Annotated in this window: 18 protein-coding genes and 2 pseudogenes; 17 read left to right on the top strand and 3 right to left on the bottom strand. The window is 25.9% G+C overall.

Annotated features, from left to right (window positions below):
• Window positions 1–53 precede the first annotated feature (53 nt).
• Entirely contained in the window at window positions 54–1,820 is a 1,767-nt protein-coding gene (locus I2E83_RS04275) for a sulfite exporter TauE/SafE family protein (protein WP_195428727.1), read from the bottom strand.
• Between the two features lie 375 nt (window positions 1,821–2,195).
• Here I2E83_RS04275 and I2E83_RS04270 point away from each other — a divergent pair, with 375 nt between their 5' ends.
• The 5 genes from I2E83_RS04270 (at window position 2,196) to I2E83_RS04250 (ending at window position 7,106) form a co-directional block, all read left to right on the top strand.
• Window positions 2,196–2,813: a superoxide dismutase gene (locus I2E83_RS04270; RefSeq protein WP_195428725.1), complete on the top strand. Its 618-nt coding sequence runs from the start codon at window positions 2,196–2,198 to the stop codon at window positions 2,811–2,813.
• 255 nt (window positions 2,814–3,068) lie between these two features.
• Window positions 3,069–4,556: a multicopper oxidase domain-containing protein gene (locus I2E83_RS04265; RefSeq protein ID WP_243249557.1), complete on the top strand. Its 1,488-nt coding sequence runs from the start codon at window positions 3,069–3,071 to the stop codon at window positions 4,554–4,556.
• A 265-nt stretch (window positions 4,557–4,821) separates the two neighbouring features.
• Window positions 4,822–5,922, top strand: coding sequence for a peptidase S41 (locus I2E83_RS04260; RefSeq protein WP_195428724.1), 1,101 nt, complete (start codon window positions 4,822–4,824; stop codon window positions 5,920–5,922).
• Window positions 5,919–6,350 (top strand): DUF2809 domain-containing protein, encoded by a 432-nt coding sequence (locus I2E83_RS04255; protein WP_195262517.1) that lies wholly within the window; start codon window positions 5,919–5,921, stop codon window positions 6,348–6,350. The genes I2E83_RS04260 and I2E83_RS04255 overlap by 4 nt, the downstream gene beginning before the upstream one ends.
• A 30-nt stretch (window positions 6,351–6,380) precedes the next feature.
• Window positions 6,381–7,106, top strand: coding sequence for a glycerophosphodiester phosphodiesterase (locus I2E83_RS04250; RefSeq protein ID WP_195428721.1), 726 nt, complete (start codon window positions 6,381–6,383; stop codon window positions 7,104–7,106).
• Between the two features lie 73 nt (window positions 7,107–7,179).
• Here I2E83_RS04250 and I2E83_RS04245 read toward each other — a convergent pair whose 3' ends face one another.
• Window positions 7,180–8,532, bottom strand: coding sequence for an MATE family efflux transporter (locus I2E83_RS04245; protein ID WP_195262515.1), 1,353 nt, complete (start codon window positions 8,530–8,532; stop codon window positions 7,180–7,182).
• Window positions 8,533–8,621: 89 nt separating this feature from the next.
• Here I2E83_RS04245 and I2E83_RS04240 point away from each other — a divergent pair, with 89 nt between their 5' ends.
• Window positions 8,622–9,446 (top strand): MerR family transcriptional regulator, encoded by an 825-nt coding sequence (locus I2E83_RS04240; RefSeq protein WP_195262514.1) that lies wholly within the window; start codon window positions 8,622–8,624, stop codon window positions 9,444–9,446.
• Window positions 9,447–9,643: 197 nt separating this feature from the next.
• On the opposite strand, the gene I2E83_RS04235 is transcribed toward I2E83_RS04240, so the two are convergent.
• Window positions 9,644–10,459, bottom strand: coding sequence for an alpha/beta hydrolase (locus I2E83_RS04235; protein WP_195428719.1), 816 nt, complete (start codon window positions 10,457–10,459; stop codon window positions 9,644–9,646).
• A 184-nt stretch (window positions 10,460–10,643) separates the two neighbouring features.
• Here I2E83_RS04235 and I2E83_RS04230 point away from each other — a divergent pair, with 184 nt between their 5' ends.
• The 11 genes and pseudogenes from I2E83_RS04230 to I2E83_RS17970 all read left to right on the top strand — a co-directional run bounded on the left by I2E83_RS04230 (window position 10,644) and on the right by I2E83_RS17970 (window position 16,269).
• Window positions 10,644–11,456, top strand: coding sequence for an arginine deiminase family protein (locus I2E83_RS04230; RefSeq protein WP_195428717.1), 813 nt, complete (start codon window positions 10,644–10,646; stop codon window positions 11,454–11,456).
• Between the two features lie 176 nt (window positions 11,457–11,632).
• Window positions 11,633–12,550: a DUF2935 domain-containing protein gene (locus I2E83_RS04225; protein WP_195428715.1), complete on the top strand. Its 918-nt coding sequence runs from the start codon at window positions 11,633–11,635 to the stop codon at window positions 12,548–12,550.
• A gap of 253 nt (window positions 12,551–12,803) precedes the next feature.
• A complete protein-coding gene (locus I2E83_RS04220) occupies window positions 12,804–13,508 on the top strand; it encodes a LytTR family DNA-binding domain-containing protein (protein WP_195428714.1) in 705 nt (234 codons plus the stop codon).
• A 164-nt stretch (window positions 13,509–13,672) separates the two neighbouring features.
• Entirely contained in the window at window positions 13,673–13,984 is a 312-nt protein-coding gene (locus I2E83_RS17990) for a hypothetical protein (RefSeq protein WP_243249555.1), read from the top strand.
• A gap of 12 nt (window positions 13,985–13,996) precedes the next feature.
• Window positions 13,997–14,368 (top strand): annotated as a pseudogene (locus tag I2E83_RS17985) (ATP-binding cassette domain-containing protein); the annotation flags it as partial.
• Window positions 14,369–14,446: 78 nt separating this feature from the next.
• Window positions 14,447–14,713 carry a hypothetical protein gene (locus I2E83_RS17980; protein WP_243249553.1) on the top strand — a complete coding sequence of 89 codons (267 nt, stop codon included), beginning with the start codon at window positions 14,447–14,449 and terminating at the stop codon, window positions 14,711–14,713.
• Window positions 14,700–15,197 carry a hypothetical protein gene (locus I2E83_RS04210; protein ID WP_195428712.1) on the top strand — a complete coding sequence of 166 codons (498 nt, stop codon included), beginning with the start codon at window positions 14,700–14,702 and terminating at the stop codon, window positions 15,195–15,197. The genes I2E83_RS17980 and I2E83_RS04210 overlap by 14 nt, the downstream gene beginning before the upstream one ends.
• The gene (locus I2E83_RS18145; protein WP_279325322.1) at window positions 15,184–15,306 is read left to right on the top strand and encodes a hypothetical protein; all 123 of its coding nucleotides are present in this window, start codon (window positions 15,184–15,186) and stop codon (window positions 15,304–15,306) included. The genes I2E83_RS04210 and I2E83_RS18145 overlap by 14 nt, the downstream gene beginning before the upstream one ends.
• Window positions 15,307–15,330: 24 nt before the next feature.
• Window positions 15,331–15,420: pseudogene (locus tag I2E83_RS18230) on the top strand (hypothetical protein); the annotation flags it as partial.
• Window positions 15,421–15,427: 7 nt separating this feature from the next.
• Window positions 15,428–15,706: a hypothetical protein gene (locus I2E83_RS18225; RefSeq protein WP_347708054.1), complete on the top strand. Its 279-nt coding sequence runs from the start codon at window positions 15,428–15,430 to the stop codon at window positions 15,704–15,706.
• Window positions 15,670–16,269: an HlyD family efflux transporter periplasmic adaptor subunit gene (locus I2E83_RS17970; protein ID WP_347708053.1), complete on the top strand. Its 600-nt coding sequence runs from the start codon at window positions 15,670–15,672 to the stop codon at window positions 16,267–16,269. Before I2E83_RS18225 ends, I2E83_RS17970 begins: the two co-directional genes overlap by 37 nt.
• The last annotated feature ends 147 nt before the right edge of the window (window positions 16,270–16,416 follow it).

Below are 16,416 nucleotides of genomic sequence, written 5' to 3'. Positions count from 1 at the left end.
CCCCCTTGATTTTTATATACTGAGAGAATATATAATTATTAGTTTAAAAGGCTTTAGTTAAAACGAAGATATTTATTTACAATTCCATCATAATCTACATTATCAATATCATTAACTGATTCAATTATACAAAGAATTTCTCCATTTTTTATTATTGCATATCCTCCAGTAGAAGTTAAGTTTAATGGAATTTCAAATATTCCTTTCTGTCCGATAAAGGAACTTACTGTGCTCCCATCTTTAACACTAGATATTATAAATTCACCTTCATAATTAGTATAATTACTTAAATCTATTGTAAGATTAAAATTAAGATTACTTTTCGCAACTAATATTAGTGGTTGAAATTCGTTGCCTACACCATTGATAATAGCTGTTTGGAACTCTTCAGTTACTTTTGAAGTAGTAATTAAAGTTTCTGGATAAGCCGGAGAATCATTTAGTGGAACAGCACAACAACTAGGACCATTACTTGAACTAGGAAGTGAAGGATCATACTTAGATGTATCTACTGAAGCTAAGTCATCAACTACCTTAATTACTCCTCTAATCATTCCCATCCAACAGCTGAAATTTATATCTTTATCATCAGGTGTAAATTCTATTACATTTTCTCCACTTTTAAGTTTTTGTTGAAGATTTAATGAATTAGCCACGATTGAATTATTACAATAGTTAAGACTTTCACCTTCAATTATCCATTTAACAGGTACTCCTTTTTGAACATAAAATACATTAGGACTATAACCATTATTATTAGCAGTCATATTTATAACTTGAACTCCATCTTCCATAACAGCGATAGTGGAATCTGTACTAGCATTTGATGCATAAGAACCTTTCATCATAAAGCCTAATGGATTTAGATTAACTCCAGAAAGAGCTAGGCCTCTATTACCCATTATCACTCCTAAAACTATGATAAGAACACCACTAAGTTTAAGAAGTTTCTTAGTGTAACCTTTGCTTAAGAAGCCAGAAATTGCACCAAAAGTAAGCATTAGAGGAACAGTACCTAAAGCAAATATGAACATTGATAAAGCACCTTTAAATGCACTGCCAGTACCAAGAGCAAAGAGTTGCATAGTTTGTAGTGGACCACAAGGCATAAATCCATTTAAAAGCCCTACAATAAAAGGTGAATTAAATTTTCTTTTATATTGAGATAGAAAGCTCGGGATTTTTATGCTAAACTTTCTAAAAAATTTAAAGCCTGATATGTTTAAACCCATTATAATCATAAAAATTCCTGCAAAGATTTGAATAAAAGCTTTAGCAGTAATTGATAATGAAAATATTGAACCTATTCCACCTATTATTCCTCCTAAAAGAGTATAAGAGATAACTCTTCCAATATTGTATAATAGTGAAGGTTTAATTGATTCAAGTTTGGATTTACTTTCTTTAGCAAAAGATAAACTTTGAGAAAGCATTATACCTCCACACATTCCTACACAGTGAATGGAAGTAAATATACCAACTATAAAAAGAAAAGCATACGAAGCATTACTAAGCTTTGATTCCATATCAAAACCACTAGTTCTGAATCCAAGAATTAATATAATAAATATTATTACAAGTATTCCTATAGTCCCCAAATTGCTTGAAGATTCAGTGGAATATCCAGCTTTATTTATAGCTTTTTTTATTTCATCTAGATTGCACAGGTCAGTATCATATTCAATGTCTAGAGTTTCTTTAGTATAGTTTGCTTTGGCACTTATTACGCCATTAATTTTTTTTACAGTGTTTTCAATTCTTTTTTCACATGATGTACAAGTCATTTCATAAACTTTAATTTTTTCTCTTTTAATACCCATAGATATCCTCCTAATTACTAGTTAAAAAAAGTATATGAAATAATTATGTTATTTTTATGAAGATAATCATTATTAAGAAGCTCCAAGAAGATAGGTAATTTATTTAATTATATAAGATGTGGACTTTATTTGTGGTTGTTTATGAAATTTAGAAGTTGATTTATGTAAAATAGAAAAATCATAAACAAGAGTATGAAAAATATATAGTTATAAATACATAATAATTATGAAATAGGGGTAAATTAAAATTGATTAATATAATGGGTAATAAACTATTTATTTAATTTATTAGTATATCTAGTAATTTAAATAAATAAGTTGTTATTTTAACTTATTAAAAAATATAGTAGGAATATAGAAAAGGAGAAATGATTTATGTATAACAAAATTAATTTACCATATGCATTTGATGCATTAGAACCATATATAGATGAAGAAACAGTTAAAACACACTATGGAAAGCACCTTCAAACATATGAAACTAATTTAAATAAAGCTTTAGAAGGTTATGAAGAATATACAAAAGGAAAAACTTTAGATCAATTAATAAAAGATGTAGAAGATTTACCAGAAGAAATAAGAGTAGCAGTAGTAAATAATGGTGGTGGAGTATCAAACCATAACCTATATTTTTCAATACTTTCTCCAACTCCAAAGAAAGCACCAGAAGGAAAATTACTTGAAGAAATAAATAAAACTTTTGGAAGTGTAGAAAAGCTAAAAGAAGAATTAACAAATGCAGCTATTTCTCAGTTTGGATCTGGTTATGGATTCTTAGTTAAAGATAAGGATGGAAAATTATCAGTAGTAAAGAGAGCTAATCAAAATTCACCAGTCATGGATAATCTTATTCCTATTTTAACAATAGATGTATGGGAACATGCTTATTACTTAAAATATAAAAACTTAAGAGCAGACTATGCTAAAAATATTTGGAATGTAATAGACTGGGAAAAAATTGAAGGTCTTTATGAAGATTGTCATAACATTTAAAAACTTGAATTAGATTCAAAACAATATTAGAAAAAAGCACATCATTATTTAATATGCTTCCTTTTATAGTAAACAGATATAATAATAAAGCTGTTAATATAAAAGGGCAGTTAAATTTGATGTGCTTTTAATTAACCTTAAGTTAAAAATCATATTCTTCAAAGTAAGTGGATATTAAAAATCTTCATACTTTCTACACAAATCTAATTTATAGTATATATTAAATAATAATTAATTTTAATTAGGAGGAGTAAGATGAAGAGCAAAAATAGTAAATATATAATAATAGGAGTCATTGCATTAGCAATAATAATTGCATATGCTTTATTGATGAATCCTTTTAATGAATCTTTAATTAATAATACAGATAGAAAAGAAAAGACAAATATAACTAATAATACTAATAATACTAATAATACTAATAATACTAATAATATAGATGAGTCTAAAAATAAATTGCCAATACCTGAGCTTTTAGAGGATACAAATCCAGATGAAAATATAGCTGAATTTACTTTAGAGCCACAAGAAGGAAAAACTTCATTTATAGATAATAAGCAAACAAATACTATGGGGTATAATGGAAGTTTTCTAGGGCCAGTAATAAGAGTAAATAAAGGAGAAAAGGTAAATATCCATGTTAATAATAAGTTGAAAGAAGCAACAACTATTCATTGGCACGGATTAGAGGTAGAGGGTAAAAATGATGGAGGTCCTCATCAAGGAATACAATCAGGAGAGACGTGGAGTCCAAGCTTTACTATAAATCAGCCAGCAGCAACTTTATGGTATCATCCACATTTTATTGGAAGTACAGCAACACAAGTTTATAAAGGTCTAGCAGGATTATTTTATATTGAAGATGAAGTATCCAAAAGTTTAAATATTCCTAAGGACTATGGAATAAATGATATACCATTAGTTATTCAAGATAGAAGCTTTAATAAAGATGGAAGCTTTATATATGATCCAAATATGATGGATGGAGCAGTAGGAGACACAATAATTATTAATGGTTCAATTAATCCCACTTTAGATGTTAAAACAGAAAAAGTTAGATTTAGGATAGTAAATGGAGCTAATTCAAGTAATTTTGATTTGAAGTTAAGTAATAATGATGAATTCTATCAAATTGCTTCAGATGGAGGATTTTTAGAAGCGCCAGTAAAACAAAATAGCATTTTCCTATCACCTGGGGAAAGAGGCGAAATAATAGTTGATTTTTCAAAGTATGAAATTGGAACCAAAATAGAATTAAAAAGCGATAACAAAAGTATAATGACCTTTAATGTTAATGAAAAAGTGGAAGATAAAACTGAAATACCTAATAGCTTAACTACTATAAATAGAATGACAAAGGATACTGTAACTAAAGAAAGAAGTTTTGAACTTAGAGGTATGGGGCATATGGTATCAATAAATAATGAAAAATTTGATATGGATATAATAAATGAAGTAGGTAAATATGGAGAAACAGAAATTTGGACAATTACTAATCCAGCTACAATGATGCATTCTATGGGGCATCCATTCCATATACATGGAACACAATTTCAAGTTCTAACAAGGAATGGAAAAGAACCTTTACCAGAGGAAATGGGATGGAAAGATACTGTGTTTATTAATCCTGATGAAGAAGTAAAACTTATCGTAAGGTTTAATAATGTAGGAGCATATATGTATCATTGCCACATACTAGAACATGAAGAAGAAGGTATGATGGGGCAAATAAAAATAGAGTAAAATCATATTAGAAAATATTTTATTTTGATAGGTATTAAAAGTATTAATAATATTAATGTTTAATAAGTTGATAATCTTAAAAAGAAAGAGGCGTGGTTATTTAGCTAACTAGTAAAAGTTTAGTTCAAATAAATTCGTCTCTTTATTCTTTAATAATGGTATAGTGAATAATAAGGATATAAATTGAATTTATTATACAAAAGATAGTAAAAAATAATTTATAATAACAATAATATAATAAATTTAATAACATAAAGGAGCTATAATGAGTAATACATGGGAAGAAAAGTGGTTTGAAGATATAGAGTATTTAAAAGAAAACTTAATAGAGAGACATAAAAATTTATTTTTTCATATATCAAGAAATGAGTTTCAAGAAAAAATAAATTATTTAAAATCAATAGTAAATAATTTAGATTACGATGATATGAAAGTTGAGCTAAGTAGAATTGTTGCATCAGTAAAGGACGCACATACTTCTATTATTTTTCCAGTTAAAAAGTATTTACCATTTAAGTTTTATTGGTTTAATGATGGAATTTATATAATAAAGACTAATGAAAAATATAAAAGTTTGTTGTATAAAAAAGTAAGCTCAATTGAGGGTATATCAATATATGAAATTATAGAAGAACTAAAAGAAATAATCTCATATGAAAATGAGTTTTTATTTAAAGAGCAAAGCATGAAATATCTTCAAGCAGCTGATGTACTATATGGATTATTATTAATAGATTCAGTAGATAAAGTTAAGATTAAAGTAAATGATTTTGAGTGTATTGTAGAGACTTTATCCTTAGAGGAATTGATATATACAGAAGAATATAAATTACCTATATATGCAAAAAATGAATTTGAAAACTTTTGGTATGAACATTTGATAGATTCAAAAGAAATATATATAAAATATAATTCATGTAGAGAAGATGGAGATATAAAATTAAGTCAAAAGATAAATGATGTAGTTGAATATATTAATAAAAATTCCATTGAAAAATTAACAGTGGATTTAAGTGATAATCTTGGAGGCGATTCTAGATTAATTAGAACACTTATAGATTTTATAAAAACAAATAAATATATAAATAAACGTGAAAATTTAAAAGTCATAATTGGTAGAAGAACTTTCTCATCAGCCCTTTTAAATGCCTATGAATTTATAAATGAAACTAATGCAAAGATAGTAGGAGAACCATCTGGAGGAAAACCTAACTGTTATGGTGAAATATTAAAATTTGAATTACCAAATAGTAAATTTATTGTTACTTACTCAACAAAATATTACAATTTAATAGATGATGATTCAGTTATGGCATTATATCCAGAAGAAATAGTTTATAGAAAAATAGAGGATTATATAAAATGATAAAGCTTGGAACTTTCTTTAAAAATAAAGAAAGTAATTTTAGTAGAAGTAGAGCAATTTATTTATTATTAACTTTAACTACAATGTGCTTTGGATTAGTCTCAAGAAAGTATATTAATTATTTGCCTAGTTTTTTAGGAAAGTATGCAGGAGATACCTTATGGGCAACTATGGTCTATTTAGGATTAGCCGTTCTATTTAATAGGTTTAATATAAGAAAAATTACAATATTATCTTTAATATTCTCTTATGGAATAGAAATTTCACAACTATATCAAGGAGCGTGGCTTAATGAAATAAGAAATACTCTAATAGGATCATTAATATTAGGTCATGGATTTTTATTTTCTGATTTGATTTGTTATACTGTTGGGATATTTATAGGAATAATAATAGATAAATTTATATTTAGAATTAAGTTTGATTGATATTAGGTATGATATATAGGGAGGAGAATGATGATAAATTTTGCACATAGGGGAGCAAGTTTTAATTATCCAGAAAATACGATGCTTTCATTAAAGGAAGGAATCAAATCTGGGGCAAATGGTCTAGAAATAGATGTGCATAAGACAAAAGATAATAAACTTGTTGTAATTCATGATGAAGATGTAGAGCGTACTTATTTAGGGAAGGGTTTAGTTAAGGATTTTAATCTTGATGAGTTAATAAAACTTAAAAATAGAAAAAAATTATTTATAGATAATATAGATTGTCATATACCTACATTAGAGGAAGTACTAGAACTAATTAAAGGTAAAGACATAACATTAAATATAGAATTAAAGACAGATGAGATTCATTATAGGGGAATTGAATCAGATGTAATTAGTTTAATAAATGAATATAAATTAAATAAACAAATAATTTTATCAAGCTTTAATCATGATTCTATAAAAATTGCTAAAAGATTAGATAGTAGTATAAAGACAGGGATATTATATGATAAGCCAATAGAGGATGTAATTAAATATGCTAAAGAGTTAGAGGTAGATGCAATTCATCCTGATTTAAGACTTGTATCAAGAGAGTTAATTCAAGAAGCACATGAAAATAATCTGAAGATTAATATATATACTGTTAATAATCCAATATATATGAGATTACTTATTAAAAATAAAGCAGATGGATTATTTACTGATTATCCAGAGTTATTAAGAGAAATATTAAAAGAAGAAATATAAAAAGAAAAAGTTAAATTAATCCATAGTGTTTTCTTATTCCGGAATATACTGTAGATTAATTTAACTTTTTTGTTTAAGCATAGGGTTCTAAGTTTTTATAGCTATATCCATAGGTATTTTTGTGTTTATAAACATAAAATAAAGAAAATACTAAAGTTAAGGTTTCCGCAAGAGGAACAGCAAGCCAAACACCATTTACACCTATTAATGATGGTAAAAATATTATTCCAGTTGATAAGAATACAAATGTTCTTAAAAGTGAAAGTAAAGCAGATACTTTACCATTAGAAAATGCAGTAAACATTCCAGATGTAAATATATTTACCCCACATAATAAGAAGCTTATTTGGAATAAATTAAATCCATTTAAAGTAATATCATAAATTTCATTGCCTTTCCCAGCAAATATAGAAACTAATGATGGAGATAAGTATTTTGAAATTATAAAAGTGAAAATAGAAAACAACATTATGAATATATAACTATATTTAATTATTTTAGTAAGCTGTTTTTTATCTTTACTGCCAAAGTTATAGCTTATACGAGGTGATACCCCAGAAGTAAAGCCTATTAAAGCAGAAACTAATAAAAATTGAGTATATAAAACTATAGTTATAGAAGCAACACCATTTTCACCTAAAAGCTTTAACATTATTATATTATATAAAAATGTTGTAACAGCTGATGATATTTGAGTTACCATTTCTGAAGAACCATTACTACAACTATATAGTATTGTTTTAAAATTGAATTTAGGCTTAACAAAATGTAAGATATTTTTCTTATTAAAGAAATACACAATTCCAATTATTGATGGAAGTAAATAACCTATACATGTTGCTAATGCAGCACCAACAATTCCCATATTTAAAGGTACAATAAGTACATAATCTAAAATAATATTTGTTATTCCTCCTATTATTGCACTTAATAAACCTAAGTTTGGATTACCTGCTGTAATTAAAAAATAATCAAAAAGCATTTTAAGTATAATTACAGGAGTAAAAAGTAACATCGTAAACAAGTATTTATGGGAGTTTTCATATAAACTATCAGTTGAGCCTAATAAGTAAATAATTTGTTTTATAAATAGTAAAGAAAATATAGCTATTATTAGCCCAAATACTATTGAAGAAATTGTTATAAGAGTAAAGCTTTCTTTTGCTTCTTTATTTTTTCCTTCTCCCATTAACTTTGCAACAATAGCACTTCCACCAGTAGCCATCATAACGCTTATTCCTATTAATATGCAAATAATTGGATATACTATATTTATCGCAGAAAGAGCAGTTGATCCAATATATCTAGAGACAAATATACCATCAATAATTGTGTATAGTGAGAAAAATACCATCATTATAATTGTTGGCAAGGTAAATTTTATAAGATTAAAAAAAGTAATTTTCTTTCCAAGTGAATTATTCATGTCTCCCCCTCCTAAGTATTAATTGATTTTTTCCTTTTCTTATAATAAAGTATCCAGTAAGGGAATAGTCAATAGGAGGTTTATTATTTATGGAAAAAAGATATAAAAAATATTATACAACAGGGGAATTTGCAGAGATTTGGGGTATAAAAAAGAAAACTCTTTTTCATTATGATAATATTGATTTATTTAAGCCTGAAAAAATTATGAATAATGGATATAGGTATTATTCAAAGCACCAATTAGAAGTTTTTAATGTTATATCAGTATTAAAGGAAATTGGCATGCCATTAAAGGAAATTAAAAAGTTTTTAGATAAAAGAACTCCTGAAAGCACTTTAGAATTATTCAAATATGAAAAAGAAGAAGTTGAGAAGGAGATAAAAAATTTAAAAAGAATTCAAAAACTTTTAGAAGTTAAATTGAGATTAATAAATGTTGGGATAAATGCTCCAAATGAACTATCTTTAGAAGAAAAAGATGAAGAGTATATAGTATTAAGCAATCCAGTAAAGGAAACTGAAGATGATTATGATATAGAAACATATACACAACTTATAAAATACTGTATTGATAATGATTTGGATTATGGTTATCCAGTTGGATCTATGATAAGTAAAGAAAATTTACTTAATAAAAGATTTGATAATTATAGTTATTATTTTAGTAAGGTAATAGGAAAGAAAAAATATAAGGATTTAGTTATAAAGCCAAAAGGTCTTTATTTAGTAGGTTATTCACGTGGATATTACGATAAAGTCTATAAGATATATGAAAAAATGATAAAATACATAGAAGAAAATAATTTAAGAATTAGTGGATATTCTTATGAAGAAGTATTAATAGATGAAATAGCCAGTAGTAATGGTGAGGATATTGTTATTAAAGTTTCAATAAAAGTTGAAAGAAATTAATTATAGTAATATTTGAATTTATAACGGGACTATCTCTAAATAGTTAGGACTTAAAATAGCTTTTAGTCTGCAAATTAAATAGAATGTAGTTACAACCTAAAAGCACCTAATAAAAATATTTATATCTTATTAGGTGCTATTTATTTAAAAATCTCTAAATTAGTTTTTAAGTATAGTTTTGAGATATCCTATTTATCTTAATTATTTTCTATAAATTTTAGAATATTATCATTTACTTTAATTTTTTCTTCAATAAATGGTACATGACCACTTTCTGTTAAAGGAATTAATGTAGAACTTTTAATATTTTCATTTAAATACTTAGCAAATTCATAAGGACAAACTTCATCATGAGTTCCGTGTAAAATTAATGTTGGAATATTTATTTTAGGTATATCATTAAATAGTCTTTCATTTTTTAAGCTAATTAAACATTGAGTAGTTGCCCATGGTGAAGAGGATAATGCTAGATCATCAAACCATTTTAAAAGATCTCGAGATATATACCTATAGAAGAATAAATTAGAAATATTATTAATAAAATTAGGTCGATCGTTAAGAGAGTTGTTTATAAATCTAATAACATCTTCTTCAGTATAGCCATAAGGAAAACCTTTTGTTTTTACCCAGCTAGGAGCAGCAGCTCCTATTAAACAAAGTTTAGATACCCCTTGAGCATTATAATTAGCTACGTATCTTATTGATATTGCAGCACCCATAGAGTGTCCTACTAAAGTTATATTATCTAATTTAAGAACATCTATTATTTTTTTGATGTCTGCAGCCATAGTATTATAATCATAACCTTTGTATGGTCTATCAGAGGCTAAAAATCCCCTTAAATCAATCCCAACACATCGATAGCCCTTACCTGGGAAGAACGTTAGTTGATATTCGTATATTTCATGATTAAGTGGCCATCCATGTATAAATAATATAGTTTTTTCAGCTTCAGTATTTATATCTTCAATAGCAATTCGAGTATTGTCACTTGTTTTAACAAAATATTTCATAAAGATCTCCCGTATATAGTTTATCTCTAATAATATATTCAAAAATTACAGCTTCTGTTAATAATTTAAAATGTTCAAATAAGATGTGTTTTAAAATGTTTTTTATTGTAATTTTAAAAGTGAATATTATAGATGTGATTTTGAAATTATAAATATATAATGTTTAATAGATAAGGAGATAAAGATGAAGGTACAAAATTATTGCCAAAGTGATAATTTAAAATCTTGTATATTATGCTATCCAGTAAACTTTAAAATAATAGATAAAAGTAGTGAGTATTATAATAAAGTAAATTATGATTTGCTTTATAGTCAATATAATAATTTTATAAATTCAATGAGTAAAAATAATATTAATTTATACTTTATAGATATAAATAAAAATGCAACTCAGCAAGTGTTTACCCAAGATATTGGATTTATAATAGATGATATAATGTTTGTTAGCAAAATGAGAAATGAAGATAGAAAAATTGAGACTGAAAATTTTATGAATTTTATAAAGGATAATAATATTAAATATTATGCAATGAAGAATAACATAGAAGGTGGAGATGTTATAAAGTATCAAGATGTTATTTTTGTTGGAATGAGCAGCAGAACAAATATCCAGGCCGCCAATGAACTTCAAGAAGTTTTGATAAATATGGGAAATAAGTCTAAAGTTCTTCCAATTAATTTTGATAATAGTAAAATACATTTAGATTGTGTTTTCAATACCTTAGATAAAGGAAGTGCAGTTATATCACCTTATGTTTATGATAAAAAGATAATAGAGAAATACATAAACAATTTATATGAAATATCAAAAAGGGATGCAGATGATTTAGGAACTAACTATGTATATTTAGGAAATAAGAAGTTATTAAGCAGTAATAAATCTGTAACTGAAATGCTTAAAGAAAAAGGCTATGAAGTTGAATTTATAGAATACAGTGAAATAATGAAAAGCGAAGGAAGTTTAGGGTGTTCATGCATGTTTGATTTAAGAGAATAGTTTATGTGTAGTATTAGAGAATAATTTTTGCTTTGTAAAATATTTACACGGATATAACTTTCATGCAGAATAAATTAAAAAAACAAAATTTATTATTTGATTAAATTAGTGCTTAGCATGAACATAAAAAGAATTTTATAAATATACTATAATAAAATTCTTATGGAGGAAAAACTATGCTAGGCCGTAAAAGATATATTTTCTTATCTTTAGAGTTACATTTATTTTATGCAAGAATTATGAAAGAGCATGCTATTTTTTTGGAGGCAGGATTTACGCCTAAAAATACTAAGCTTGCTAAAGAAGCAGATGAATATAAATTACAATTAGAAAAACTTTTATTAGATACTATAAAAATAAGTAATGGAAGAGTTAGGCAAGAAGTATTAGATTCTGGGGAGCTTTACACAGATTACACTTTAAGTACAGAAAGAAAAACAGAATACTATACTGGTATAGAAATAAATTCTAAAATAACAATTATGGAAACAAAATTACAGTCTAAAGGTGATAAGGAACATGATAAAAAAATAATGGATTCTGTGAAAAAACTTAATTGTAGGGCTATAAAATTACTTGATGGATTAATAGACTTAAAAACAAAAGTTTTAAATGAAGTACTATCATGTAATTTATTTACTGCAAGTTATCCTACATTCTTAGATCACTTAATACATGAAGCAAAATTATACCGTTCATATGTTTACTCTTTGGAAAATGATCAAGATATCGAAGAGAAAAATATTAAGGATGCTGAGTTATTTTGGGACCATATTATGCTTGAACATGCTTCCTTTATAAGAGGTTTATTAGATCCTTCCGAAGGAACTCTAATAAGAACAGCAGATGAGTTTATAAAAAAATATAACGATTTAATTCAAAAGACTATCAATATGGACAATATAGCAATGCTGAGTGTTACTGATAATACATTAACAGAAACTATTAATTTCAGGGATTTTAAAAAGTCAGGTACAGAAGGAATTGATGAGTGTAAAATAAAGTCCATGATGCTTCCACTTATGGCTGATCATGTTTTAAGAGAAGCTAATCATTATATAAGATTACTTAAAAGTTTTGAAAATAGAATTTAGATAAATAATATTTTAATGAAGGAAAATAATAATATACATAAGAAGAGCTAACAAGAAAATCTTATAAAGAATATAGTTTAGTAACCACCTTTTTAGGGTGGTTATTTTAATTATAAAAAATAAACAAATGGAATAATATTCTATATATTTACAAAAAAAGTGAATATGATATATAATAATAAAGGCAATTATACAGAAGAAAATTTTAAAAAATTAGAAAGGGTTTATTAAAATATGAATTTAGGGAGGATTTATGAATATATTACTAGTTGAGGATGACATAATTCAAAGTAGTCTATTACGAGAAATGATAGAAATTAAATATATTGATGTAAGAGTATATGAAGCAAAATCTGAAAAAGAATCAATGAGCATTATAGAAAAAGTAGATATTGATGTGTTCTTTCTGGATATTAAATTAAAAGAGAGTTCTGGATTAAAGTTAGCAGAAAACATTAGAAAAATTGAAAAATATGAATTATCTCCTATAGTGTTTGTAAGTGGACAAATTGGATATATGATAGATGCTTTAAAAAAAGTTAATTGTTATGACTTTATAACAAAACCCTTTGAAATGGAGGATATAACAAAAATAATCGATAAATTTCTCAGACATAAAAACAAAATAATTAATGAAAATTACTCTTATTTTAAGACTGTAGATGGAAATGAAATAAAGATAAATAAGAGCGATATAATATTTATAGAATATTATCTTAAAAAGTGCATTATACATACAACGTTTGGTGAACATAATATAAAATCAAATGGATTAGAGAAATTAATTAATGAAATAAATTATAAAAATATTATAAGAACCCATAAATCATTTGCAGTAAATATAGACTATTTAAAAGAAATAAGAAAAGTAAATACAAAGCTTTGGGAAATAACTTTTTATAATTATGATAAAGTTAGTGAATTAAGTTATAACTATAGAAATGATTTAAAAAAATAATTAAATAAGTGTTATAAAAGTAAGGATTAGAATTATTAGATTAATGATAATCCTTATTTTTATTTTAAACTTATAAAGATTTATTTAAATAAGAGAAAAATTCTATTTAAGCGGTATCAAGTGTAGGAAACCTTGTACTTATGTATATAGGAGCTATGATGATTATGAAAGGAGATATTACATTAGGTAGTCTTATGGCATTTTCAACTCTTTCAGGTTATTTTATTGAGCCAATAGGAAGACTTATAGGACTACAATTAAGTATCCAAGAAGCTAGTATATCTTTAAAAAGAATTTCAGAAATATATGAAGTAGAAAAAGAGCAAGATGAAACTGAAGTAGAAAAAATTAAATTAGAAAAAGTAGATGGAGATATAGAATTAAATAATATTACTTTTAGATATGGAAGTAGATCACCAGTTTTAAATGATGTAAGCATAAAAATTCCTAAAGGTAAAAAGGTATCACTAGTTTGAGAATCAGGAAGTGGGAAAACAACGATATCTAAACTTTTATTAAAGTACTACACTACTGAAGAAGGAAAAATAAATATAAATGGATATAACATAGAAGAATTAGATTTATATAACTTAAGAGAAAATATAGCATACGTTCCTCAAAATGTTGAATTATTCTCAGGATCTATAAAAGAAAATATAACTTTAGGAAAGACAAATGCAAGTTATGAAGAAATAAAAAGTGCTTGTGAAAATGCAGGTTGCAGAGAGTTTATAGAAAAACTACCAGGTAAGTATGGTACATTCTTAGAAGAAGCAGGGGGAGGACTTTCAGGTGGAGAAAAACAAAGAATTGCACTTGCAAGAGCTTTAATTAAAAAGCCAAGTTTTTTAATACTAGATGAAGCAACAAGCAATTTAGATTTTATAAGTGAAGCAAAGATATTTGATACCTTATTTAAAAAAGGCAGGAATATTACAATGCTTATGATAGCTCATAGATTATCTACTATAAGAAGCTGTGACATAATTTATGTTATGGATAAAGGTAAAATTGTAGAAGAAGGAAATCATGAAAGCTTATTAAAGAAAAAAGGATATTATTATAAGCTTTATGTAAGTCAAGTTGGCTCATTAGAAGAAAGAGATAACTTATTTATTAATGATTCTACTTATGAAATTAATGAAAAAAATGCAATTTCACATGAAGAAATAATTGAGGAAGGTGAAGAGTATGAATACAATTGAAAAAATAGTTTTAAGAGAAAATAAAACATTGAAATTAAATAATGTATTAATTAGAGAAATAAGTGAAAATGAATTAATTGATATAAATCAAATTAGTTATATGATGGATAGCTATATTAAGTCAAAGGGAAATTCTACTATTGGACCAATGATAAATTATTCTACGGTAGAAGTAGATGAAAGTGGACAACCTAAGGTAATAATAAAGATAATGATTCAATTAAAAAATCCAATTCATAATATTGAAAAGCCATATGAATTAAACTCACAATTAAGAGTTACTAATTGTTTATTTGCTAGATTCAGCGAAAAAGAAGAAAATTTACAGTTTGCATATCAAAAGTTAGGAGTATATGCCTTTGAAAATGATATTAGGCTCAAGGGCGATTCTTATACTGTTTTCGTTAAACAAGAAGAAGAAAATATTGTAGCAGACGTATTTATGGAATGTTTGAAAGGTGGAGATTTACTTGAAAGTATATAACTTAAATGAAATTACTGATAGTAAAATACTTTATGATAAAAATCCACCAGCATTTATGAAATATATTATTTTAATAGTTACAGCATTAATAATTGTAGCATTAATTTGAGCAAATAAATCAGTTAAAACATATATGGTAAAAGGACAAGGTATAGTAGTTTCAGAAAATAAATCACATATTATGACAAAAGGCTCAGGAGAAATAAAAGATGTGTTTATAAGTGAAGGAAGTGAAGTTAAAGAAGGTGACGTATTATTTAAAACTAATGGCATTGAAGCGAACCTTCAATTTAGAAGAAATAAATGCACAAATAAACAGTTATAGCAGAAGAATAGAACTATTAAGCATAGTAGAAGAAAATGCAACAAATGGAACAAATTATTTTGATAGATATAATGAGGAAGAAAGTGAATTTTATAATAAATTAAACGCAGCTTATATAGCAAGAAAAGAATTTTATGTGGATAAAGAATCCTTAAAAAACAAGGTTATGATGATAAGCAAATAGAGGATTATGCCAAAACACAAAAAAATAAATCAGATGAGCATTATTATAAAACTATTTCAGAGTTTACAAATGAAAAAAATCAATATGAGTTAGAATTATCAAAACTAGTTGCACAAAAGGAAGCACTAGAAAAAGGTAAAGGTCAGTATGAAGTAGTTGCTCAAAAAGGTGGAATAGTTCATTTAAACACACCATTAACATCAGGAATGGTACTTCAAGGAGGAAGTTTAATAGGAACTATAACAAGTAAAGAAGAAGAATTAATAATAGAAACTATGTTACCATCTAGCGATAGACCTAGAATACATATTGAAGATGAAGTAGCTTTAGCCATAGGTGGATTATTACAATCGGAATATGGAGCAATACCAGGAAAGGTAATAAGTATAGATGAAGATGCAACAATGGATAATGAAAAAGGCAATGTATTTTTTTTAGTTAAGGTTAAACCAGATAAAACTTATTTAGAAGATTCTAAAGGAGAAAAAGTTAATTTAACTATAGGAATGGTAACTGAAACAAGGGTTAAATATGAAAAGATAAGTGAAATCCTAAATCTTTGATTTAGTTGATTGAACTTACTCATCCGAAGTATTGAGGAGGAGTTTCCTTGTAATATGAAATACATTTTAGAATTAGTAGGAATTAAGTTTAGTTAATTAATTTGCATTAAAAGAAAATTAAATATAGTAAAGTTAATATACAAAGCG

Source organism: Clostridium sp. D46t1_190503_E9, from assembly GCF_015555225.1.
Taxonomy (GTDB): domain Bacteria; phylum Bacillota; class Clostridia; order Clostridiales; family Clostridiaceae; genus Clostridium.
This window is presented reverse-complemented; position numbering and strand designations above follow the sequence as displayed.

What these genes read in the sequence shown, in the direction of transcription:
- I2E83_RS04275 (WP_195428727.1), bottom strand. Translation starts at nt 1,820, where the DNA reads ATGGGTATTAAAAGAGAAAAAATTAAAGTTTATGAAATGACTTGTACA.
- I2E83_RS04235 (WP_195428719.1), bottom strand. Translation starts at nt 10,459, where the DNA reads ATGAAATATTTTGTTAAAACAAGTGACAATACTCGAATTGCTATTGAA.
- I2E83_RS17990 (WP_243249555.1), top strand. Translation starts at nt 13,673, where the DNA reads ATGAAAGGAGATATTACATTAGGTAGTCTTATGGCATTTTCAACTCTT.
- I2E83_RS04270 (WP_195428725.1), top strand. Translation starts at nt 2,196, where the DNA reads ATGTATAACAAAATTAATTTACCATATGCATTTGATGCATTAGAACCA.
- I2E83_RS04265 (WP_243249557.1), top strand. Translation starts at nt 3,069, where the DNA reads ATGAAGAGCAAAAATAGTAAATATATAATAATAGGAGTCATTGCATTA.
- I2E83_RS04245 (WP_195262515.1), bottom strand. Translation starts at nt 8,532, where the DNA reads ATGAATAATTCACTTGGAAAGAAAATTACTTTTTTTAATCTTATAAAA.
- I2E83_RS17980 (WP_243249553.1), top strand. Translation starts at nt 14,447, where the DNA reads ATGCTTATGATAGCTCATAGATTATCTACTATAAGAAGCTGTGACATA.
- I2E83_RS04260 (WP_195428724.1), top strand. Translation starts at nt 4,822, where the DNA reads ATGAGTAATACATGGGAAGAAAAGTGGTTTGAAGATATAGAGTATTTA.
- I2E83_RS04255 (WP_195262517.1), top strand. Translation starts at nt 5,919, where the DNA reads ATGATAAAGCTTGGAACTTTCTTTAAAAATAAAGAAAGTAATTTTAGT.
- I2E83_RS04210 (WP_195428712.1), top strand. Translation starts at nt 14,700, where the DNA reads ATGAATACAATTGAAAAAATAGTTTTAAGAGAAAATAAAACATTGAAA.
- I2E83_RS04225 (WP_195428715.1), top strand. Translation starts at nt 11,633, where the DNA reads ATGCTAGGCCGTAAAAGATATATTTTCTTATCTTTAGAGTTACATTTA.
- I2E83_RS04230 (WP_195428717.1), top strand. Translation starts at nt 10,644, where the DNA reads ATGAAGGTACAAAATTATTGCCAAAGTGATAATTTAAAATCTTGTATA.
- I2E83_RS04250 (WP_195428721.1), top strand. Translation starts at nt 6,381, where the DNA reads ATGATAAATTTTGCACATAGGGGAGCAAGTTTTAATTATCCAGAAAAT.
- I2E83_RS04240 (WP_195262514.1), top strand. Translation starts at nt 8,622, where the DNA reads ATGGAAAAAAGATATAAAAAATATTATACAACAGGGGAATTTGCAGAG.
- I2E83_RS04220 (WP_195428714.1), top strand. Translation starts at nt 12,804, where the DNA reads ATGAATATATTACTAGTTGAGGATGACATAATTCAAAGTAGTCTATTA.